Source organism: Pararobbsia silviterrae (genome assembly GCF_003628125.1).
GTDB classification, from domain to species: Bacteria; Pseudomonadota; Gammaproteobacteria; order Burkholderiales; family Burkholderiaceae; genus Pararobbsia; species Pararobbsia silviterrae.
Map to the genome: position 1 here is coordinate 40319 of NZ_RBZU01000002.1, position 20858 is coordinate 61176.

The following is a 20858-nucleotide window of genomic DNA, read 5'->3' on the forward strand; positions in this document are numbered from 1 at the left end:
CGATGAGCAATACCGATTTCGTTCTCGCCGTCGAAGACCTGACGGTCTCGTTCGACGGATTCAAGGCGATCGATTCGCTGAATTTCTATCTCGACCGCAACGAGCTGCGCGTCGTCATCGGTCCGAACGGGGCCGGCAAGACGACGCTGCTCGATCTGATCTGCGGCAAGACGCGCGCGAGCCACGGCAGCATCAAGTTCCGCAACGAGGAGATGACGCGCGTGCCCGAGTATCTGCGCGTGCGCAAGGGCATCGGACGCAAGTTCCAGACGCCGTCGATCTACGAAAACCTCTCGGTGTTTCAAAACCTCGAGGTCTCGTTTCCGCGCGGCCGCGGCGTGTTCGGCGCGCTCGCGTTTCGCCGCGACGACGAAGTGCGCGATCGCGTGCGCGCGGTCGCCGACGAGATCGGTCTCGCGGGGCAGCTCGACACCGAGGCCGGCCTGCTGTCGCACGGCCAGAAGCAGTGGCTCGAAATCGGCATGTTGCTGATGCAGGAGCCCGAGCTGCTGATGCTCGACGAACCGATCGCCGGCATGAGCGTGCGCGAACGCGAGATCACGGCCGAATTGCTGAAACGCATCTGCGTGAACCGCTCGATGATCGTGATCGAACACGATATGGCGTTCGTCGAGCAGATCGCGCACAAGGTCACCGTCATGCACCAGGGCAAGATCCTCGCCGAAGGGAATATGGAGCAGGTGCAGTCGGACCAGCGCGTGATCGATGTGTATCTCGGACATTGAGTCCGCCAGGAGAAAGCCATGCTGAAAGTCGATGACGTGTTTGTGAGCTACGGACAGAGCGAGGCGCTCCACGGCATCCGTTTCGAAGCGGCGCGCAACGAGACCGTCGCCATCATGGGCCGCAACGGAATGGGCAAGACGACGCTGTTCAAGTCGCTGATCGGCATCCTGCCGCTCAAGAGCGGGACGGTCAGCGTCGACGGCAACGACGTGTCGAAGGACGAGAGCTTCCGGCGCGTCGCGAAGGGGATCGCCTACGTGCCGCAGGGCCGGCAGATCTTTTCGACGCTGACCGTCGAAGAGAACATCCGCACCGGGCTCGAATCAACGCGCGAGCACACGATCCCCGACGAGATCTATGCGCTGTTTCCCGTGCTGTTCGATATGCGCCGCCGCAAGGGCGGCAATCTGTCGGGCGGTCAGCAACAGCAGCTCGCGATCGCGCGCGCCCTCGTGAGCAATCCGAAGGTGTTGCTGCTCGACGAGCCGACCGAGGGCATCCAGCCGTCGATCATCAAGGACATCGCGCGCGCGCTCAACGAGATCCGCAAGCTTCGCGAGATCACGATCGTCGTGTCCGAGCAGGTCCTGAGTTTCGCGCTCGATGTCGCCGACCGTCTGTTCGTGATCGAGGGCGGACGTCTCGTTCACGAAAGCGCGCGCAGTTCCGCCGACGCCGAAAAAATTCGCGAATACCTGTCCGTCTAGTCCGATATCCGAGCTCCGGGCGCGCCGGATGTCCGGCCGCCTTCGACAACCCAAAGGAGGGGAGTGCAATGCCCGATACGCTGATCAAGGTCGACCTCAATCAGTCCGCCTACGAAAACGAAAACGTCCATAACCGCTGGCACCCCGATATTCCGATGGCGTGCTGGGTCAACCCGGGCGACGACTTCGTGCTTGAAACGTACGACTGGACCGGCGGCTTCATCAAGAACAACGACAGCGCCGACGACGTGCGCGACATCGACCTGTCGATCGTCCACTTCCTGTCGGGCCCGGTCGGCGTCAAGGGCGCCGAGCCCGGCGATCTGCTCGTCGTCGATCTGCTCGATATCGGCGCGAAGGACGACAGCCAGTGGGGCTTCAACGGCTTCTTCTCGAAGAAGAACGGCGGCGGCTTCCTGACCGATCATTTCCCGCAGGCGCAGAAGTCGATCTGGGATTTCAAGGGGCTCTACACGAGCTCGCGTCATATCCCGGGCGTGAACTTCGCCGGCCTGATTCACCCGGGCCTGATCGGCTGCCTGCCCGATCCGAAACTGCTCGAAACGTGGAACGAACGCGAAGTCGGCCTGATCGCGACGGAACCCGCGCGCGTGCCGCCGCTCGCGAATGCGCCGTTCGCGCCGACCGCGCATATGGGCAAGCTCAAGGGCGAAGCACGCGATGCGGCCGCCGCGACGGGCGCGCGGACCGTGCCGCCGCGCGAACACGGCGGCAACTGCGACATCAAGGATCTGTCGCGCGGCTCGAAGGTGTATTTCCCGGTCTACGTCGAAGGCGCGGGCTTGTCGGTCGGCGATCTGCACTTCAGCCAGGGCGACGGCGAAATCACGTTCTGCGGCGCGATCGAAATGGCCGGCTGGGTCCATATGAAGGTCGAGCTGATCAAGGGCGGGATGGCGAAATACGGCATCAAGAACCCGATCTTCAAGCCGAGCCCGATCACGCCGAACTACAACGACTATCTGATCTTCGAAGGGATCTCGGTCGACGAAGGCGGCAAGCAGCATTACCTCGACGTGCATATCGCGTATCGCCAGGCGTGTCTGAATGCGATCGAGTATCTGAAGAAATTCGGGTATTCGGGCGCGCAGGCCTATTCGATTCTGGGGACCGCGCCCGTGCAGGGCCATATCAGCGGCGTCGTCGATATTCCGAACGCGTGCGCGACGCTCTGGCTGCCGACGCAGATCTTCGACTTCGATATTCAACCGACGTCGGCCGGACCGATCAAGCACATCACGGGCGGTGTCGATATGCCCTTGTCGCCGGATCTCGTTTGAGTACGCGGGTACGCCGGTAACGGGGTGCAAAGGCCGGCGCGCGCACGCGCGCGGCCTTTGATCGATCGAACTTGAAGCGGCGCGGTGTGCGCCGCTTCCGCAGCGCGCGCACACGCCGCGCGCATGACCTGATGACGAGGGGATGAGGGATGCCGACCTATGACTATCGCTGCGAATCGTGCGGCGTCTTCACCGTGATGCGCCGCATCGCGGATCGCGACACCGATTGCGCATGCCCCGAGTGCGGCACGCTGTCGACGCGCACGATCAGCATGCCCCAGCTCGCGCTGATGGCGGGGACGGCGCGAGCCGGTCATCAGATCAACGAGCGTGCGGCGCATGCGCCGCAGCACTCGAGCGCGTACCGGCATGTTCACGGGCCCGGCTGCGGCTGCGGGTCGTCGCGCAAGGCGGCGACCGGACAAAGCGGCGCGCAGACCGGCGCGCCCGGCGCCATGAAGGGCAATCCTTCGGCGCGCCCGTGGATGATCAGCCACTAGCGCGGCGATGAAGCGCGCGACGGGCCGCTTAAAACGGGAAGCGGCGCGTCGGATCGTGAAGCGGGTCCTCGGTCGTCTGCGTCATGCGCACGACGCCCTGGTCGTCGAAATAGAAGTGATAGAGCCGGTACCAGACATTGGCCTGCATATACCGGTACGACCAGACTTCGCGTTTCATGAGCGGAAAGTAGGCCGTCTCTTCGGGCAGGCCAAAGGTGATCTGAATGTCGTGCTTCGTCCATTGCCCGACGATCACGCGCGCGAAGTTCTGGTCCGTCAGCATCTGATCGAGATTCACGAGCTTGCCGTCGGGCGAGATTTCCGCGCCGACCGTCGTTTCGCCGAACGGCCGCGTGGGCCAGAGCAGATGTTTGTTGCCGTTCGGCAGATCGTAGACTTCCTTCGGTTCGCCGAAGCGCGCGACGATCGCGCTCTGATCGGCGCCCGGCTGGAACGCCTGCCACGGCTGCATGCAGGCGCCGAGCGTCAGGCTCAGCGCGATGATCGCGAGTGCACGCATGCGGCGAATCGAGAGCCGCGGCGTACGGGCGCGCGGTGCGTCTTGCGGTTTCATTTCAAGGCTCCTGCACGAGAATCGGATGCATGCCGGATTCTGACACGGCGCATCATCCAGGAAACGTTGCGGCGACGCGGTTATTCCAGAACCGATCGATCGACGCCTGGGAAGAGGCCGTGAGGTCTGCGTCGGTTCGCGCCTGATCGCATAGGGCGCCAGGCATGCGGCGCAGGGCTGCGCACGGCGCGATCGGCGGGCGGTGCGTTCGCGCGCGGGGGGCCGTCGCGGCGCGACCGCCTCCGGATGTCGCCGCGCGGCGGCCTGCTATGATCGCGCGCACATTCGCCGCAAGGATTTTCGATGCTTCGTCCCGCTTCATGTCTTCCGTTCGCGCGCCGCGCGCGCGTGATCGTGCAGTCCATTCGCGCGAACGTATCGGCGTCGGTTTCGGCGCCGGTATCGGTGTCGCGCCTATCGATGTCGCGCATTGCGCCGGCGGTGCTCGCCCTATCGACGCTCGCGAGCGCGCCGTCGGCCTTCGCCGTGACTGCCGCGCCCGCGGCGGGCCAGCCGATCCGGCTGGCGATGCTCGAAGGCATGTCGGGCCCGTTCGCGAACGGCGGCGCGGCGATCGAGCGCAATCTCCGCTATGCGATCGACGCGCTCAATGCGCGCGGCGGCGTGCGCTTGCCCGATGGCGCGCATCCGCTCGAACTCGCGGTCTTCGACACGAAAGGCACGCCCGATCAGGCGCTCGCACAACTGCGCGCCGCCGAGGACGCGCATATCCCGTTTATCCTGCAAGGCAATAGCTCGGCGGTCGCGGCCGCGCTCGAATCGGCGATCGACAAGCACAACGCGCGCGAACCCGATACGCGCGTGCTGTTTCTCAACTATTCGGCCGTCGATCCCGCATTGACCAACGAGCGCTGCAGCTTCTGGCACTTCCGCTTCGACGCGCACGCCGGCATGCGCATGAACGCGCTGACCGACGTCATCGAAGGCGACAAGAGCGTCAAGAAGGTTTACCTGATCGACCAGGACTACAGCTTCGGGCACGACGTCAGCACGCTCGCGCGCGGGATGCTCGCGGCCAAGCGCCCCGATATCGCGATCGTCGGCGACGAATTCCATCCGGTCGGCAAAGTAACCGATTTCACGCCGTATATCTCGAAGATCCGCGACAGCGGCGCCGACGCCGTGATCACGGGCAACTACGGCAACGATCTGACCTTGCTCGTCAAGGCCGCGCACGACGGCGGCCTCAAGGTTCGTTTCTATACGTTCTACGCGAACAGTCTCGGCGCCGCGGCGGCGATCGGCGATGCCGGCGTCGGCCGTGTCGAGGCCGTGGCGGAGTGGCACCAGAACGTCGAAGGCGCGGGCTCCGACGCGTTTTACGCGGGCTATCGCGCGCGTTGGCCGAATCCGGCCGACGACTGGCCCGTGCTGCGCGTGACGGTCATGATCGACATGCTCGCGCAGGCGATCGAGAAGGCCAAAAGCACCGATGCCGCGGCGGTCGCGCATGCGCTCGAAGATGCGCATCTCGACCCGGGCGCGTCATTCCATCCGTCGTGGATGCGGCCCGACGATCATCAGCTGATGCAGCCGCTCTATGTCATGGAGATGGCCAAGCAGGGCGCGCCGGGCGTGCCGCACGACGCGGAAGGATCGGGCTACGGGTTCAAGACCGTCAAGACGTTCGAGCCGGATCAGACGCGCTTGCCGACGACGTGCAAGATGACGCGCCCCTGACGGTCGACCGGGGCAGGGCTTCGATTGCGGCGTCGATCCCGTTGTCGATGCCGCGCGATACCAGCGGGTCGGCGAGGCGGCGGCCGACGTGCGGCGTCGATCGCCGGCCGCCACGAATCCGACTTCGACCCCGATTACGGCAGAGACCGGGCCGCGTGTCCGTTCGCGCGCCGCGATCCCGGCGTCCGCTTCCCCCGTACATGGGTGTCGCCCCCAAGGGCGTCGAGGAATCCGACTGTGCTACAATGCGCCTCTTGTCGTTCCGGTAAGGGGCCGAAAGGCCGTCGAATCGGATGGCAAGTAGGGAAAAGAAGCGAGCAGGATGGGTGCGAGCAGTCGCGCGAGCGTGTCGACGGTACGGCGGAAAGCCCGGTCCGGTCGGCGGCGCGGTTCGATGCGACGGCGATGCGGCCCATGGATGAACCCACCACGGCACGGCCTTTCTTCCGTGACCGCCAGTCAGAAATCAAGGAAATATCATGTCTGTTGCAAATATGAATAAGTCGGAAGTCGTCGCGAAGTTTGCGCGTGCTGCAAACGATACCGGTTCGCCCGAAGTGCAGGTCGCTCTGCTGACCACGCGCATCAACGAACTCACGGGTCACTTCAAGGCACACATGAAGGACCACCATAGCCGCCGCGGTCTGCTGCGCATGGTGAGCCGTCGTCGCAAGCTGCTCGACTACCTGAAGGGCAAGGACGCGGACCGTTACCGCGCGCTCATCGAGCAACTGGGCCTGCGTAAGTAAGCGGTCTGGGCTTCCCGCCTTTTCAGCCAATGCCTGTATCAGCCTCCCGCTGATGCAGGCATTTTGTTTTTTTGCGTTTTTGCCTGTGTCGTTCCGGTTCGCGCACGCCGGCAGACGATGCGCCGGACCCGGCCGGGCGCGCCGAATCGGGCCATGACTGAGCCCGCGGCAATGCTTCCGACCCGCCAAGCCCGGCACGCGTCTTTCGCGTCGCTCGACCACGTTGTCAGACCTATACGGACCGGCACGATCGTGGAAGCTTGTGTCATTCCAGCAGCGCACGCCAACCCGCGCGCCGATGGAATGGCATAAATACTCCGCACGTCGTGACGGATGACCGTCGCGCGCCGCGCCGCATGGAGCGCGGCCTATTGAGAAGGAGTGGAAATGTTCAACAAGATCGTGAAGGAATTCCAATGGGGCCAGCACAAGGTGCGGCTCGAGACCGGTGAAATTGCGCGCCAGGCAAGCGGCGCCGTGCTGGTCGACGTTGAAGAAACCGTCATCCTCGCGACCGTCGTCGGCGCGAAGTCGGCCAAGCCGGGTCAATCGTTCTTCCCGCTGACCGTCGATTACATCGAAAAGACCTATGCCGCCGGCAAGATTCCGGGCGGCTTCTTCCGCCGCGAAGGCCGTCCTTCGGAAGGCGAAACGCTGATTTCGCGCCTGATCGACCGTCCGCTGCGTCCGCTGTTCCCCGAAGGCTTCCTCAATGAAGTCCAGGTGGTCATCCACGTGCTGTCGGTCAACCCCGACGTGCCCGCGGACATCCCGGCGCTGATCGGCGCATCGGCCGCGCTCGCGGTCTCGGGCATTCCGTTCAGCGGCCCGGTCGGCGCGGCTCGCGTCGCCTATATCGACGGCCAGTACGTGCTGAACCCGACGCGCACGCAGCAGAAGGAGTCGAAGCTCGATCTCGTCGTCGCCGGTACCGAGCGCGCCGTGCTGATGGTCGAGTCCGAAGCTCAGCAACTGCCCGAAGACGTGATGCTCGGCGCGGTCGTGTTCGGTCATGACCAGATGCAAACCGCGATCGACGCGATCCACGAACTCGTGCGCGACGGCGGCAAGCCCGAGTGGAACTGGCAACCGGCGCCGAGCGACGATGCGCTGATCGCGCGCGTGAGCGCGCTCGCGGGCGACGAGCTCCGCGCGACCTATCAGATTCGCGAAAAGTCGCTGCGCAGCGAGAAGCTCAAGGCGCTCTACGCGAGCGTCAACGAGAAGCTCGCCGAGCAGACGGCGCAAGGCGCGCCTGCCGCCGACAGCGCAGCGGTCGGCGACATCCTGTTCGGTCTCGAAGCGAAGATCGTGCGCGGCCAGATCCTGAACGGCGAACCGCGTATCGACGGCCGCGACACGCGCACGGTGCGTCCGATCACGATCCGTACGGGCGTGTTGCCGCGTACCCACGGTTCGGCGCTGTTCACGCGCGGCGAGACGCAAGCGCTCGTGGTCGCGACGCTCGGCACGAAGGGCGACGAGCAGATCATCGATGCGATCGAAGGCGAGTACCGCGATCGCTTCATGCTCCACTACAACATGCCCCCGTTCGCGACGGGCGAAACGGGTCGCGTGGGCTCGCCCAAGCGCCGCGAAATCGGCCACGGCCGCCTCGCGAAGCGCGCGCTCGTGGCGACGCTGCCGACGGCCGATGAATTCGGCTACACGATCCGCGTCGTGTCGGAAATCACCGAGTCGAACGGTTCGTCGTCGATGGCGTCCGTCTGCGGCGGTTCGCTCGCGATGATGGATGCCGGCGTGCCGCTGAAGTCGCACGTCGCGGGCATCGCGATGGGCCTGATCCTCGAAGAGAATCGCTTCGCCGTGCTGACCGATATTCTCGGCGACGAAGATCACCTCGGCGACATGGACTTCAAGGTGGCGGGTACGGCCGAAGGCGTGACCGCGCTGCAGATGGACATCAAGATCCAGGGCATCACGAAGGAAATCATGCAGGTCGCGCTCGCGCAAGCGCGCGAAGGCCGCATGCATATCCTCGGCAAGATGCAGGAAGCCGTCAGCGGTGCGCGCACGGAGCTGTCCGAGTTCGCGCCGCGCATGATCACGATGAAGATCAACCCCGAGAAGATCCGCGACGTGATCGGCAAGGGCGGTTCGGTGATCCGCGCGCTGACCGAAGAAACGGGCACGACGATCGATATCGGCGAAGACGGCGTGATCACGATCGCGAGCACGAGCAGCGAAGGCATGGCCGAAGCGAAGCGCCGCATCGAGAACATCACGGCGGAAGTCGAAGTCGGTCAGGTCTACGACGGTACGGTGCTCAAGCTGCTCGACTTCGGTGCGATCGTCAACATCCTGCCGGGCAAGGATGGTCTGCTGCATATCTCCGAGATCGCGAACGAGCGCATCAAGGACATCAACGACTATCTGAAGGAAGGCCAGGCCGTGAAGGTCAAGGTCATCCAGACGGACGAGAAGGGTCGCGTGCGCTTGTCGGCGAAGGCACTGTTGAACGAAGGCGCGCCGCAAGGCGGCGAAACGCAGCCGCAATAAGCGACTGCGACAGTGTCAGACGGGGCGGCCATCGCGCTGCCCCAAGATCGAAGCCGGCACGCGGGAGACTGCGTGCCGGTTTTTTTATCGGCTCCGTTTGACGCACCGCGCGGCGCGCGAGCGGATTCACATGACGTTGCGGGAGAGCAGTCGAGCATGCGTGCCATCGAGATTTCCACACCGGGCGGCCCTGAGGTCCTGAGGCTCGTCGAGCGGCCGGATCCGGTCCCCAACGCGCACGAAGTGCTGATCAGGGTCACGGCGTCGGGCGTCAATCGGCCGGACGTGTTTCAGCGCGCGGGTCACTATCCGCCGCCGCCGGGCGCATCGGATCTGCCGGGCCTCGAAATCGCGGGTGAAATCGTCGGCGGCGATCTCGAGAGCAGCGCGAATCGCTGGGGCTTCAAGCGCGGCGATCGGGTCTGCGCGCTCGTGACGGGGGGCGGATATGCCGATCTGGCCGTCGCGCCGATCCTGCAGTGCCTGCCGATTCCGGCGGGCCTGAGCGACGTCGAGGCGGCGTCGCTGCCCGAGAACTATTTCACGGTCTGGAGCAACGTCATGGACCGCGCGATGCTGGGGCGCGGCGAAGGCGGAGACGACGAAGTGCTGCTCGTCCAAGGCGGGACGAGCGGGATCGGCGTGGCGGCCGTGCAGATCGCGCATGCGCTCGGGCATCGCGTGTTCGCGACGGCCGGCAGCGACGACAAATGCCGTGCGGTCGAGGCGCTCGGCGCCGAGCGCGGCATCAACTACCGGACCGAGGACTTCGTCGAGGTCGTGCGCGAACTCACGCGCGGACGCGGCGCCGACGTCGTGCTCGATATGGTCGCGGGCGACTACGTGCCGCGCGAAATCCAGGCGATGGCCGACGGCGGACGGCTCGTGCTGATCGCGACGCTCGGCGGTGCGAAAGCCGAGGTGCCGTTCGCGGAAGTCATGCGGCGGCGCCTCACGATCACGGGGTCGACGTTGCGGCCGCGGCCGGTCGCGTTCAAGGCGGCGATCGCGGCGAATCTGCGCGAGCGGGTCTGGCCTTTGCTGGCGTGCGCGGCAATCAAACCGGTGATCTATCGCACGTTCGCGGCCGAGCACGCCGCGCAGGCGCACGCGTTGATGGAGAGCAGCACGCATATCGGCAAGATCATGCTCGCGTGGTGAGGCAGACGGTGAGCCGCGCTATGGACACCGTATGATGCGGGTGTCCACGCGCGGGCGAGGCGCCTGCGCGGGCCGCGGACCGCGCATTCGATTGGTAACGCTCCCACGCGCGCGGGTTTGCCCGCATGTAAGCGGGTCGATAGAATTCGATGATTTTGCGTGTGCCGGGTTTGCGTCAGATCACCGCAGTGACGCGGCACGTGTGTTGGCAAAACCCCGGAGATCGGGCGAACAATTCGATCGTGTGGCGCTGTCGGTCCTCTGGCGCGCTTGTCGATCGCTCGCGCGGTCTCCGTCGAAATGCGGGGCGAATTGCATGTCGAAGATGCCTGGATCGAAGGTCGGCGCGAAGCTGGTCATCGGTAACTGGAAGATGCATGGCGGTCTGCGCGGCAACGAAGTGCTGTTGCAAAAGCTGGCCAATGGGACGAGGGCCATGCCTCCCGGGCTGCGAATCGGACTCTGCGTGCCTTATCCGTATCTCGCGCAAGCGCAGGCGATGCTTGGCGCGTCGCGGATCGAGTGGGGCGCGCAGGATTTGTCCGCGCATGATGAGGGCGCGTATACCGGTGAGGTGTCCGCACCGATGGTGGCCGATTTCGGCGCGCGGTACGCGATCGTCGGTCATTCCGAGCGTCGCGAGTATCACCGCGAAGGCGCGATTCTCGTCGCCGAGAAGGCCGAGCGCGCGCTTGCCGCGGGCCTCACGCCGATCGTCTGTGTCGGTGAAACGCAGGAGGAGCGTGAATTCGCGTTCACCGAGCGCGTGCTGTGCGCGCAGCTCGACGCGGTGCTCGACCGGCTGACCGTCGAGCAGGCCGCGGGGCTCGTGCTCGCGTACGAGCCTGTCTGGGCGATCGGATCGGGCAGCAGCGCGAACTGCGAAGAGGTGCAGGACGTGCACGCGTTTCTGCGGCATCACCTCGCGCGCAAGGGCGACGCGGTCGCGCGGATTCCGATTCTCTACGGCGGCAGCGTCAAGCCCGAGAACGCGTTGTCGCTGTTCTCGGTGCCCGAGGTCGACGGCGGCCTGGTGGGCGGCGCATCGCTCGATGCGACGCAGTTCCTCGAGATCTGCGACGCGGCGGCCGCCGCATCGGGCATCGTTCACGCGCATCACGGCGGTTATTGAGCGGCTCGAATTGCGCGACTCGAATTGAGCGACTCGACGCGCCGTTCCCGGTGATATTCGGCGCGTCGCGGTTCGATGCGTCCCACCCGGCCGTCATGCCGGGTTTCAATCGCTTGCGAAGCGCGCATGGGCCTGACGCGCCGGACCTCGAGCCCGGCCCGTCTTGTCCGGCCATGAGCCGCACGGTACGAAAAGCACCCGGATTTACGCGAAGGGCGACCCCCAGCACGCCGAGATCGTTTACCATGTCGTGTTTTGCGCGTCCGCACGCGCGCGCGTCGGTGTCATGACGTCAAATCGACGGGTGTGAGCCGATGCATCGGATGTCCTGTTCTCATCGCCGTCGGCGCGTGTCGACCGGCATGCGGGCCGGCCAGGTACAACGGAATACTGGGTGAACTGAAATGTTGTTGTTGAAAAGCTTGATTATCGTGGTCCAGGTGTTGTCGGCCCTCGGTGTGATCGGTCTTGTCCTGCTTCAGCACGGCAAGGGCGCCGACATGGGCGCGGCGTTCGGTAGCGGCGCATCGGGCAGCCTGTTCGGCGCCACGGGTTCGGCGAACTTCCTGTCGCGCACGACGGGGATTCTCGCGACGATCTTCTTCGTTTGCACGCTCGCGCTGACCTACATCGGTTCGTATAAATCGCAGGTGTCGGCAGGCGTGCTCGGCGCGGCTCCGGCAGCCAGCGCGCCGGCCTCGGCCTCGGCGCCTGCCGTCGCTGCGTCGTCGACGCCCGCATCGTCGGCTCCGGGCCAGGACGTGCCGAAGTAAATCGATCGCGCTCGAAAATATTTAAACAAACTGCACATTCGAGCGTTGATCCAATCCAAATATCCTGTTACAGTTATGGTCTTGAAACGTTGAGCCCGAACCGCAGAAAACGCGGTCAAAACAGACGGGTTTGACGCAGGATGCCGACGTGGTGAAATTGGTAGACACGCTATCTTGAGGGGGTAGTGGCGAAAGCTGTGCGAGTTCGAGTCTCGCCGTCGGCACCAAATACAAACTGATGCCAGCCAGATGCACGAGTGCTTGGCTGGCATTTGTTTTTTCAGGGCTGTGATCTCCGACTGTTTTACTCAGTCTTAGCGCGGCTTGAATTATCTGGCCGTAGCATCGTGCGGCTTGAATCATCCAATCGAAGTGATTCGATTGGTAATCTCTGAACCAAACCGACAGAGGATAGCCGTGAACCTCGCACCCTATTTCCCCGTATTGCTGTTTATTCTCGTGGGCGTCGGTCTGGGTGCAGCGCTCATCAGCGTTGGCAAGGTCCTGGGTCCCAGCAAGCCCGATAGCGCGAAGAACGCACCGTACGAGTGTGGCTTCGAAGCTTTTGAGGATGCGCGGATGAAGTTCGATGTCCGCTATTACCTCGTTGCAATCCTCTTCATCATTTTCGATCTCGAGACCGCGTTCATGTTCCCGTGGGGCGTCGCGCTCAAGGATATCGGCTGGACGGGTTTCATCGCGATGATGATCTTCCTGCTCGAATTCCTGTTGGGCTTCGCTTACATCTGGAAGAAGGGCGGCCTCGAGTGGGAATAATGGCGCGCGTAGCATGACCGATGCGGGCGTCGCGGGAGGAGGGTCCTCCGCCCCGGATGCCTGCCTGGAGCGAATGGCAAATGAGTATCGAAGGGGTCTTGAAAGAAGGGTTTGTCACCACCACGGCTGACAAGCTGATTAACTGGACGCGCACCGGCTCGCTGTGGCCGATGACGTTCGGTCTTGCATGTTGTGCGGTCGAGATGATGCATGCGGGCGCCGCCCGTTACGATCTCGACCGTTTTGGCGTTGTGTTCCGTCCGAGCCCGCGCCAGTCCGATCTGATGATCGTCGCAGGCACGCTGTGCAACAAGATGGCGCCCGCCCTGCGCAAGGTCTACGACCAGATGGCCGAACCGCGTTGGGTCATCTCGATGGGTTCGTGTGCGAACGGCGGTGGCTACTACCACTATTCGTACTCGGTCGTGCGCGGCTGCGACCGCATCGTGCCGGTCGACGTCTATGTTCCGGGCTGCCCTCCGACGGCCGAAGCGCTCGTCTACGGGATCATCCAGCTGCAGGCGAAGATCCGCCGCACCAGCACCATCGCCCGTCAGTAACGCCGAGCTCCCACCATGACAAGTAAACTCGAGACCCTGAAAGCCAATCTCGAGGCGGCCTTTGGCGGCCGCCTGCAGAGCCTCACCGAGGACCTGGGTCAGATCACGATCGTGGTCAAGCCGGCTGAATACCTTTCGATTTGCAAGCAGCTGCGCGACGATCCGTCGCTGCGCTTCGAGCAATGCATGGACGTTTGCGGTCTCGACTATTCGGCGTTCGGCGACGGCGCCTATGAAGGTCCGCGCTTCGCGGCCGTGCTCCATCTGCTGTCGGTCACGAACAACTGGCGTCTGCGCGTGCGCGTGTTCGCCGAGCACGACGACCTGCCGATCGTGCCGTCCGTCGTCGAGATCTGGAACGGCGTGAACTGGTTCGAGCGCGAAGCGTTCGACCTCTACGGCATCGTATTCGACGGTCACCCGGACCTGCGCCGGATCCTGACCGACTATGGCTTTATCGGGCATCCGTTCCGCAAGGACTTCCCGCTGTCGGGTTATGTCGAAATGCGCTACGACCCGGAAGAGAAACGCGTGGTGTATCAGCCCGTGACGATCGAGCCTCGCGAAATCACGCCTCGCGTGATCCGCGAAGATCGTTACGGCGGTCTCAAGCACTGAGGCCTTCGCCTGAACCCCACACCAGGTAATTCGCCATGGCTGACATTAAAAACTACACGCTCAATTTCGGCCCTCAGCACCCGGCCGCTCACGGCGTGCTGCGTCTCGTGCTCGAACTCGACGGCGAAGTGATCCAGCGTGCCGATCCGCACATCGGCCTGCTGCACCGCGCGACCGAGAAGCTCGCCGAAAACAAGACCTTCATCCAGTCCGTGCCGTATATGGATCGTCTCGACTACGTGTCGATGATGGTCAACGAGCACGCCTACGTGATGGCGATCGAAAAGCTGCTCGGCATCGACGTGCCCGTGCGCGCGAAATACATCCGCGTGATGTTCGATGAAATCACGCGGATGCTGAACCACCTGATGTGGATCGGCGCGCATGCGCTCGACGTCGGCGCGATGGCCGTGTTCCTCTACGCTTTCCGTGAGCGCGAAGACCTCATGGACGTCTACGAGGCCGTGTCGGGCGCGCGTATGCACGCGGCCTACTATCGGCCGGGCGGCGTCTATCGCGATCTGCCGGATTCGATGCCGCAATACAAGGCGTCGAAGATCCACAACGCGAAAGCGCTGTCGAAGATGAACGAGAACCGTCAGGGCTCGTTGCTCGACTTCATCGAGGACTTCGCGAAGCGCTTCCCGATGCACGTCGACGAATATGAAACGCTGCTGACCGACAATCGGATCTGGAAGCAGCGTCTGGTCGGCATCGGTGTCGTGAGTCCCGAACGTGCGCTGCAGCTCGGGATGTCGGGCGCTATGCTGCGTGGCTCGGGCATCGAGTGGGATCTGCGCAAGAAGCAGCCGTACGAGGTCTACGACAAGATCGATTTCGACATTCCCGTGGGCGTCAACGGCGACTGCTACGACCGTTACCTCGTGCGCGTCGAAGAGATGCGCCAATCGACGCGCATCGTGCTTCAGTGCGTCGAATGGCTGCGCAAGAATCCGGGTCCGGTCATGGTCGACAACCACAAGGTCGCGCCGCCCAAGCGCGTCTCGATGAAGTCGAACATGGAAGAGCTGATTCACCACTTCAAGCTCTTCACCGAAGGTTTCCACGTGCCCGAAGGCGAGACGTACGCGGCGGTCGAGCATCCGAAGGGCGAGTTCGGCATCTATCTCGTGTCCGACGGCGCGAACAAGCCGTACCGCCTCAAGATTCGTGCGCCGGGGTTTGCGCACTTGTCGGCGCTCGACGAAATGGCGAAGGGCCACATGATTGCCGACGCGGTCACGATCATCGGGACGCAGGACATCGTGTTCGGCGAAGTCGACCGCTAAGACTGAAGGTTCAAAATGCTCTCTGCTGAAGCTCTCAAGAAAATCGACGTCGCGGTCGCGAAGTACCCGGCGGACCAAAAGCAGTCCGCCGTGATGCATGCGCTTCACGTCGCGCAAGCCGAGCACGGCTGGCTCTCGCCTGAAGCCATCGCGGCGGTTGCCGATTACCTCGGCATGCCCGCGATCGCCGTGCAGGAAGTCGCGACGTTCTACACGATGTACAACACGTCGCCGGTCGGCAAATCGAAGATCACGGTCTGCACGAATTTGCCGTGCCAGTTGTCGGGCGGCGAGGATGCCGCGAACTACATCAAGCAAAAGCTCGGTATCGACTTCAACGAAACCACGCCTGACGGCAAGTTCACGCTGAAGGAAGGCGAATGTATGGGCGCGTGCGGCGATGCGCCGGTGCTGCTCGTCAACAACACGAAAATGTGCAGCTTCATGAGCCGCGAGAAGATCGACCAGATGCTCGAGGAACTTTCCAAATGACGAGTTTGCACGATCGCCACATTGATCCGCTGATCCTCGCCGGCCTCAACGGCGAGAACTGGCATCTCGAGGACTACGTCGCGCGCGGCGGCTACGCGCAACTGCGCAAGATCCTCGAGGAAAAAATCCCTCCCGAGCAGGTCATTGCCGACGTCAAGGCGTCGGGCCTGCGTGGCCGCGGCGGTGCGGGCTTCCCGACCGGCCTCAAGTGGAGCTTCATGCCGCGTCAGTTCCCCGGCCAGAAGTATCTCGTCTGCAATTCAGATGAGGGCGAGCCCGGCACATTCAAGGACCGCGACATCCTGCGTTACAACCCGCACGCGCTCATCGAAGGCATGGCCATCGGTGCGTACGCGATGGGCATCACCGTGGGCTACAACTATATCCACGGCGAAATCTGGGAAGTCTACGAAATCTTCGAAGCCGCGCTCGAAGAGGCCCGCAAGGCCGGCTTGCTCGGTTCGAACATCTTGAACTCGGGCTTCTCGTTCGAGCTTCACGCGCACCACGGTTACGGCGCCTATATCTGCGGCGAAGAAACCGCGTTGCTCGAATCGCTCGAAGGCAAGAAGGGTCAGCCGCGTTTCAAGCCGCCGTTCCCGGCGAGCTTCGGTCTGTTCGGCAAGCCGACGACGATCAACAACACGGAAACGTTCGCGGCCGTGCCGTTCCTGCTCGCGATCGGCCCGCAGAAGTATCTCGAACTCGGCAAGCCGAACAACGGCGGTTCGAAGATCTTCTCGGTGTCGGGCGACGTCGAGCGTCCGGGCAACTATGAAGTCCCGCTCGGCACGCCGTTCGCGAAGCTGCTCGAACTCGCGGGCGGGATGCGCGGCGGCAAGAAGATCAAGGCGGTCATCCCCGGCGGTTCGTCGGCACCGGTCGTGCCGGGCGACATGATGATGGCGACCGACATGGACTATGACTCGATCGCGAAGGCGGGCTCGATGCTCGGCTCGGGCGCGGTCATCGTCATGGACGAAACGCGTTGCATGGTGCGCTCGCTGCTGCGTCTCTCGTACTTCTACTACGAAGAGTCGTGCGGACAGTGCACGCCCTGCCGCGAAGGCACGGGCTGGCTCTATCGCGTCGTCCACCGGATCGAAAACGGCCAGGGTCGCAAGGAAGACCTCGATCTGCTGAACTCGGTCGCGGAAAACATCATGGGCCGGACCATCTGTGCACTCGGCGATGCGGCGGCGATGCCCGTGCGCGGCATGCTCAAGCATTACTGGGACGAATTCGAATATCACGTCGAGCACAAGCATTGCCTCGTGCCGGCCGAAGCTGTACTCGCCTGAGTCGAATAGATCATGGTTGAACTCGAAATTGACGGCAAGAAGGTTGAGGTACCCGCAGGCAGCATGGTGATCCAGGCTGCGCACAAGACGGATACCTACATCCCGCATTTCTGCTACCACAAGAAACTGTCGATCGCGGCGAACTGCCGCATGTGCCTCGTCGAAGTCGAAAAGATGCCGAAGGCCGTCCCCGCATGCGCGACCCCGGTCGCCGCGGGCATGATCGTCAGAACGAAGTCGGACAAGGCGGTCAAGGCTCAGCAGTCCGTGATGGAATTCCTGCTGATCAATCACCCGCTCGACTGCCCGATCTGCGACCAGGGCGGCGAATGCCAGCTCCAGGATCTCGCGGTCGGTTACGGCAAGTCGTCGTCGCGCTATAGCGAAGAAAAGCGCGTCGTGTTCCACAAGAACGTCGGTCCGCTGATCTCGATGGAAGAAATGACACGCTGCATTCACTGCACGCGTTGTGTCCGTTTCGGTCAGGAAGTCGCCGGCGTCATGGAACTCGGCATGCTCGGCCGCGGCGAACATTCGGAGATCACGTCGTTCGTCGGCAATTCGGTGGACTCCGAACTGTCGGGCAATATGATCGATCTGTGCCCGGTCGGTGCGCTGACGTCGAAGCCGTTCCGCTACAGCGCGCGGACGTGGGAACTGTCGCGCCGCAAGTCGGTGAGCCCGCACGACGGCACGGGCGCGAACGTCATCGTGCAGATCAAGAACAACCGCGTCATGCGCGTGTTGCCGCTCGAAAACGAAGCGATCAACGAGTGCTGGATCTCGGACAAGGACCGTTTCTCGTACGAAGCGCTCAACGGCGAAGACCGCCTGACGCAGCCGATGATCAAGCAGGGCGGCGAATGGCGCGAAGTCGACTGGCAAACCGCGCTTGAGTATGTCGCGAGCGGCCTCGGCAATATCCGCGCCGAGCACGGCGCGAATGCCGTCGCGATGCTGGCGACGCCGCACAGCACGGTCGAGGAACTGTCGCTGCTCAAGGATCTCGCGACGGGCTACGGCACGCCGCACGTGGACTTCCGTCTGCGTCAGTCGGATTTCGGCGCGACGCTCGGCGGTACGCCGTGGCTCGGTCTGCCGATCGCCGAATTGAGCACGCTCGACGCCGCGCTCGTCGTCGGCTCGTTCCTGCGCCGCGATCATGCGTTGTTCGCCTCGCGCCTGCGTCAGGCCGCGAAGAACGGCGCGAAGATCAGCCTGCTCAACGCGACGGGCGACGATTCGCTGATCCCGACCGCGCACCGCATCGTGGCGGCGCCGTCGGCGTGGGTCGCGGAACTTGCCGGTGTCGCGGCAGCCGTCGCTGAAGCCAAGGGCGTGGCCGCACCGGCCGCGTTCGCGAACGTCACGGTATCGGATGCTGCGCGTGCGGCGGCCACGTCGCTCGTCGGCGGTGAAAAGCGTGTCGTGCTGCTCGGCAACGCCGCCGTCCAGCATCCCGAGTTCTCGCTGATTCATGCGGCTGCGCAATTCATTGCGGAAACCTCGGGTGCGACGCTCGGCTTCCTGACCGAAGCCGGCAACACGGTCGGCGCGCATCTGGTCGGCGCGCTGCCGGGCACCGACGGTCTGAACGCCGCGCAAGCCTTCGCGCAACCGCGCAAGGCTTACGTGCTGCTCAACGCCGAACCCGAATTCGACGCGGCGAACCCGCAACAAGCGCTCGCCGCGCTCAACGCGGCCGAGATGGTCGTCTCGCTGTCGCCGTTCAAGCACGGCGCCGAATACGCGGACGTCATGCTGCCGATCGCGCCGTTCACCGAAACGTCGGGCACGTTCGTCAACGCCGAAGGCACCGCGCAGAGCTTCAACGGCGTCGTGCGTCCGCTCGGCGAGACGCGTCCGGGCTGGAAGGTGCTTCGCGTGCTCGGCAATCTGCTCGAGCTGCCGGGCTTCGAATTCGATACGTCGGAACAGGTCCGCGACGCCGCGCTCGGTCAGATCGATCTCGCCGCGAAGCTCTCGAACGCGACGACCGTCGTGCCGGCGCTCGGCAAGGGTTCGGCGACGGGCTCGGTCGAGCGCATCGCCGACGTGCCGATCTATCACGCCGACGCACTCGCGCGCCGCGCCGCTTCGCTGCAGCTCACGCAGGCCGCGAAGGCCGCCACGCGCGCGTCGTTGCCGAGCGCGCTCTACGAGCGTCTCGGCCTCAAGAATGGCGATGCGGTCCGCGTGCGTCAGGGCGACCTGTCGGTCACGCTGCCTGCGGTGCTCGATAACAATCTGCCGGCGAACGTCGTGCGCGTGCCGGCTGCAACGACGGCCTCCGCCCAACTGGGTGGCATGTTCGGTGAACTGGTCGTGGAGAAGGCCTGATGAGCTTGTACGATTCGATCAACCTCGCCGGTGGGCAAGCCCTCGGCATCGCGTGGCCGACGGTCTTCACGCTCGTTCGCATCCTGATCGTCGCCGTGGCGATCCTGCTCTGCGTGGCCTACCTGATTCTCTGGGAACGCAAGCTCATCGGCTGGATGCACGTGCGTCTCGGGCCGAATCGCGTGGGCCCCGCGGGTTTGCTGCAGCCGATCGCGGACGTGCTCAAGCTGATCCTCAAGGAAGTCATTCACCCGACGAAGTCGACGGGCTGGCTCTACCTGATCGCGCCGGTCATGGTCGTCGCGCCCGCGTTCGCGGTCTGGGCGGTCATTCCGTTCCAGGCGGGCGCGGTGCTCGGCAACATCAACGCGGGCTTGCTCTATGTGATGTCGATCTCGTCGATCGGCGTCTACGGCGTGATTCTCGCGGGCTGGGCGTCGAACTCGAAGTACGCGTTCCTCGGCGCGATGCGCGCGGCCGCGCAGATGGTCTCGTATGAAATCGCGATGGGCTTCGCGCTCGTCATCGTGCTCATGACCTCGGGCAGCCTGAATCTGTCGGACATCGTCGCGTCGCAAGAGCGCGGCATCTTCGCGAGCTTCGGCGTCAACATCCTGTCGTGGAACTGGCTGCCGCTGCTGCCGGTCTTCGGCGTCTACTTCATCTCGGGGATCGCCGAAACGAACCGCCATCCGTTCGACGTCGTCGAAGGCGAATCGGAAATCGTCGCGGGTCACATGATCGATTACTCGGGGATGGCGTTCGCGCTGTTCTTCCTCGGCGAATACATCAACATGATCGTCATTTCGGCGATCGCGGCGACGTTGTTCCTCGGCGGCTGGTCCGCGCCGTTTGGGTTCCTCGATTTCATCCCCGGCATCTTCTGGCTCATCCTCAAGGTGTTCGCGTTGCTGTCGGTGTTCATCTGGGTTCGTGCGACGTTCCCGCGTTACCGCTACGACCAGATCATGCGTCTGGGCTGGAAGGTGTTTATTCCGGTGTCGGTCGTATGGCTCGTGATCGTCGGCTTCTGGCTGATGTCGCCGTGGAATATCTGGAAGTAAGGACGGACGAATCATGATTTCTTCGATCAAGAGTTTCTTTAATACGTTCCTGCTGACGGAACTGCTCAAGGGGATGGCGCTGACGGGCAAGTACACGTTCGCGCGCAAGATCACCGTGCAGTTCCCCGAGGAGAAGACGCCGATCTCGCCGCGTTTCCGCGGTCTGCACGCGCTGCGCCGTTACGAGAACGGCGAAGAGCGCTGCATCGCGTGCAAGCTCTGCGAAGCGGTGTGCCCGGCGCTCGCGATCACGATCGAGTCCGAGACGCGTGCCGACAACACGCGCCGTACGACGCGCTACGACATCGACCTGACGAAGTGCATCTTCTGCGGTTTCTGCGAAGAGAGCTGCCCGGTCGATTCGATCGTCGAGACGCACATCCTCGAATATCACGGCGAGAAGCGCGGCGACCTGTACTTCACGAAGGACATGTTGCTTGCGGTCGGCGACCGCTACGAGACGGAAATCGCGGCGGCGAAGGCAGCCGACGCGCCGTACCGTTGATGCGGGTGATCAGCGCACCGCGGGGCGAAGGCCTCGCGCGAAGCACA

20 protein-coding genes and 1 tRNA gene are annotated in these 20858 nt (G+C 63.8%); 20 read left to right on the top strand and 1 reads right to left on the bottom strand.

Features of this window, described 5'->3' with window-relative positions; translation table 11 throughout:
* The first annotated feature begins 2 nt into the window (after nucleotides 1-2).
* The 4 genes from urtD to D7S86_RS05620 all read left to right on the top strand — a co-directional run bounded on the left by urtD (nucleotide 3) and on the right by D7S86_RS05620 (nucleotide 3255).
* The gene (gene urtD, locus D7S86_RS05605; RefSeq protein WP_121084427.1) at nucleotides 3-746 is read left to right on the top strand and encodes an urea ABC transporter ATP-binding protein UrtD; all 744 of its coding nucleotides are present in this window, start codon (nucleotides 3-5) and stop codon (nucleotides 744-746) included.
* A gap of 18 nt (nucleotides 747-764) precedes the next feature.
* A complete protein-coding gene (gene urtE / locus D7S86_RS05610) occupies nucleotides 765-1454 on the top strand; it encodes an urea ABC transporter ATP-binding subunit UrtE (protein ID WP_121084429.1) in 690 nt (229 codons plus the stop codon).
* A 68-nt stretch (nucleotides 1455-1522) separates the two neighbouring features.
* Nucleotides 1523-2755: a formamidase gene (fmdA, locus tag D7S86_RS05615; protein WP_121084431.1), complete on the top strand. Its 1233-nt coding sequence runs from the start codon at nucleotides 1523-1525 to the stop codon at nucleotides 2753-2755.
* A gap of 149 nt (nucleotides 2756-2904) precedes the next feature.
* Nucleotides 2905-3255 (top strand): zinc ribbon domain-containing protein, encoded by a 351-nt coding sequence (locus tag D7S86_RS05620; RefSeq protein WP_121084433.1) that lies wholly within the window; start codon nucleotides 2905-2907, stop codon nucleotides 3253-3255.
* Between the two features lie 28 nt (nucleotides 3256-3283).
* Here D7S86_RS05620 and D7S86_RS05625 read toward each other — a convergent pair whose 3' ends face one another.
* Nucleotides 3284-3829, bottom strand: a complete 546-nt coding sequence (locus D7S86_RS05625; protein WP_121084435.1) for a hypothetical protein — start codon at nucleotides 3827-3829, stop codon at nucleotides 3284-3286.
* 420 nt (nucleotides 3830-4249) lie between these two features.
* Between D7S86_RS05625 and D7S86_RS05630 the strand changes: the two genes are divergently transcribed.
* The 16 genes from D7S86_RS05630 (at nucleotide 4250) to nuoI (ending at nucleotide 20811) form a co-directional block, all read left to right on the top strand.
* Nucleotides 4250-5530 carry a branched-chain amino acid ABC transporter substrate-binding protein gene (locus D7S86_RS05630; RefSeq protein WP_121085223.1) on the top strand — a complete coding sequence of 427 codons (1281 nt, stop codon included), beginning with the start codon at nucleotides 4250-4252 and terminating at the stop codon, nucleotides 5528-5530.
* Between the two features lie 479 nt (nucleotides 5531-6009).
* Nucleotides 6010-6279: a 30S ribosomal protein S15 gene (gene rpsO, locus D7S86_RS05635; protein WP_121084437.1), complete on the top strand. Its 270-nt coding sequence runs from the start codon at nucleotides 6010-6012 to the stop codon at nucleotides 6277-6279.
* 381 nt (nucleotides 6280-6660) lie between these two features.
* On the top strand, nucleotides 6661-8799 hold the full coding sequence (gene pnp / locus D7S86_RS05640) for a polyribonucleotide nucleotidyltransferase (protein WP_121084439.1): 2139 nt from the start codon (nucleotides 6661-6663) through the stop codon (nucleotides 8797-8799).
* Nucleotides 8800-8955: 156 nt separating this feature from the next.
* Nucleotides 8956-9960 carry an NAD(P)H-quinone oxidoreductase gene (locus D7S86_RS05645; protein WP_121084441.1) on the top strand — a complete coding sequence of 335 codons (1005 nt, stop codon included), beginning with the start codon at nucleotides 8956-8958 and terminating at the stop codon, nucleotides 9958-9960.
* A gap of 316 nt (nucleotides 9961-10276) precedes the next feature.
* On the top strand, nucleotides 10277-11092 hold the full coding sequence (gene tpiA / locus D7S86_RS05650; protein ID WP_240648006.1) for a triose-phosphate isomerase: 816 nt from the start codon (nucleotides 10277-10279) through the stop codon (nucleotides 11090-11092).
* 404 nt (nucleotides 11093-11496) lie between these two features.
* Complete coding sequence (secG, locus tag D7S86_RS05655; protein ID WP_121084443.1) at nucleotides 11497-11865, top strand: preprotein translocase subunit SecG; 369 nt, start codon at nucleotides 11497-11499, stop codon at nucleotides 11863-11865.
* A 142-nt stretch (nucleotides 11866-12007) separates the two neighbouring features.
* Nucleotides 12008-12092 (top strand) — tRNA-Leu (locus D7S86_RS05660).
* A gap of 190 nt (nucleotides 12093-12282) precedes the next feature.
* Nucleotides 12283-12642, top strand: a complete 360-nt coding sequence (locus D7S86_RS05665; protein WP_121084445.1) for an NADH-quinone oxidoreductase subunit A — start codon at nucleotides 12283-12285, stop codon at nucleotides 12640-12642.
* 80 nt (nucleotides 12643-12722) lie between these two features.
* Nucleotides 12723-13202, top strand: coding sequence for a NuoB/complex I 20 kDa subunit family protein (locus D7S86_RS05670; protein ID WP_121085225.1), 480 nt, complete (start codon nucleotides 12723-12725; stop codon nucleotides 13200-13202).
* Nucleotides 13203-13217: 15 nt separating this feature from the next.
* Nucleotides 13218-13820 carry an NADH-quinone oxidoreductase subunit C gene (locus D7S86_RS05675; RefSeq protein ID WP_121084447.1) on the top strand — a complete coding sequence of 201 codons (603 nt, stop codon included), beginning with the start codon at nucleotides 13218-13220 and terminating at the stop codon, nucleotides 13818-13820.
* 35 nt (nucleotides 13821-13855) lie between these two features.
* A complete protein-coding gene (locus D7S86_RS05680; protein WP_121084449.1) occupies nucleotides 13856-15109 on the top strand; it encodes an NADH-quinone oxidoreductase subunit D in 1254 nt (417 codons plus the stop codon).
* A gap of 15 nt (nucleotides 15110-15124) precedes the next feature.
* Complete coding sequence (gene nuoE, locus D7S86_RS05685; protein ID WP_121084451.1) at nucleotides 15125-15601, top strand: NADH-quinone oxidoreductase subunit NuoE; 477 nt, start codon at nucleotides 15125-15127, stop codon at nucleotides 15599-15601.
* The gene (nuoF, locus tag D7S86_RS05690; RefSeq protein WP_121084453.1) at nucleotides 15598-16902 is read left to right on the top strand and encodes an NADH-quinone oxidoreductase subunit NuoF; all 1305 of its coding nucleotides are present in this window, start codon (nucleotides 15598-15600) and stop codon (nucleotides 16900-16902) included. Before nuoE ends, nuoF begins: the two co-directional genes overlap by 4 nt.
* A 12-nt stretch (nucleotides 16903-16914) precedes the next feature.
* A complete protein-coding gene (nuoG, locus tag D7S86_RS05695; protein WP_121084455.1) occupies nucleotides 16915-19242 on the top strand; it encodes an NADH-quinone oxidoreductase subunit NuoG in 2328 nt (775 codons plus the stop codon).
* Complete coding sequence (nuoH, locus tag D7S86_RS05700; protein ID WP_121084457.1) at nucleotides 19242-20306, top strand: NADH-quinone oxidoreductase subunit NuoH; 1065 nt, start codon at nucleotides 19242-19244, stop codon at nucleotides 20304-20306. Before nuoG ends, nuoH begins: the two co-directional genes overlap by 1 nt.
* A gap of 13 nt (nucleotides 20307-20319) precedes the next feature.
* A complete protein-coding gene (gene nuoI / locus D7S86_RS05705; protein ID WP_166444100.1) occupies nucleotides 20320-20811 on the top strand; it encodes an NADH-quinone oxidoreductase subunit NuoI in 492 nt (163 codons plus the stop codon).
* Nucleotides 20812-20858: the final 47 nt, after the last annotated feature.

Bases quoted from the DNA above. Each gene is read 5' to 3' on its own strand.
- urtD (WP_121084427.1), top strand. From the start codon at position 3: ATGAGCAATACCGATTTCGTTCTCGCCGTCGAAGACCTGACGGTCTCG.
- urtE (WP_121084429.1), top strand. From the start codon at position 765: ATGCTGAAAGTCGATGACGTGTTTGTGAGCTACGGACAGAGCGAGGCG.
- fmdA (WP_121084431.1), top strand. From the start codon at position 1,523: ATGCCCGATACGCTGATCAAGGTCGACCTCAATCAGTCCGCCTACGAA.
- D7S86_RS05620 (WP_121084433.1), top strand. From the start codon at position 2,905: ATGCCGACCTATGACTATCGCTGCGAATCGTGCGGCGTCTTCACCGTG.
- D7S86_RS05625 (WP_121084435.1), bottom strand. From the start codon at position 3,829: ATGAAACCGCAAGACGCACCGCGCGCCCGTACGCCGCGGCTCTCGATT.
- D7S86_RS05630 (WP_121085223.1), top strand. From the start codon at position 4,250: ATGTCGCGCATTGCGCCGGCGGTGCTCGCCCTATCGACGCTCGCGAGC.
- rpsO (WP_121084437.1), top strand. From the start codon at position 6,010: ATGTCTGTTGCAAATATGAATAAGTCGGAAGTCGTCGCGAAGTTTGCG.
- D7S86_RS05645 (WP_121084441.1), top strand. From the start codon at position 8,956: ATGCGTGCCATCGAGATTTCCACACCGGGCGGCCCTGAGGTCCTGAGG.
- tpiA (WP_240648006.1), top strand. From the start codon at position 10,277: ATGTCGAAGATGCCTGGATCGAAGGTCGGCGCGAAGCTGGTCATCGGT.
- secG (WP_121084443.1), top strand. From the start codon at position 11,497: ATGTTGTTGTTGAAAAGCTTGATTATCGTGGTCCAGGTGTTGTCGGCC.
- D7S86_RS05670 (WP_121085225.1), top strand. From the start codon at position 12,723: ATGAGTATCGAAGGGGTCTTGAAAGAAGGGTTTGTCACCACCACGGCT.
- D7S86_RS05675 (WP_121084447.1), top strand. From the start codon at position 13,218: ATGACAAGTAAACTCGAGACCCTGAAAGCCAATCTCGAGGCGGCCTTT.
- D7S86_RS05680 (WP_121084449.1), top strand. From the start codon at position 13,856: ATGGCTGACATTAAAAACTACACGCTCAATTTCGGCCCTCAGCACCCG.
- nuoE (WP_121084451.1), top strand. From the start codon at position 15,125: ATGCTCTCTGCTGAAGCTCTCAAGAAAATCGACGTCGCGGTCGCGAAG.
- nuoF (WP_121084453.1), top strand. From the start codon at position 15,598: ATGACGAGTTTGCACGATCGCCACATTGATCCGCTGATCCTCGCCGGC.
- nuoG (WP_121084455.1), top strand. From the start codon at position 16,915: ATGGTTGAACTCGAAATTGACGGCAAGAAGGTTGAGGTACCCGCAGGC.
- nuoH (WP_121084457.1), top strand. From the start codon at position 19,242: ATGAGCTTGTACGATTCGATCAACCTCGCCGGTGGGCAAGCCCTCGGC.
- nuoI (WP_166444100.1), top strand. From the start codon at position 20,320: ATGATTTCTTCGATCAAGAGTTTCTTTAATACGTTCCTGCTGACGGAA.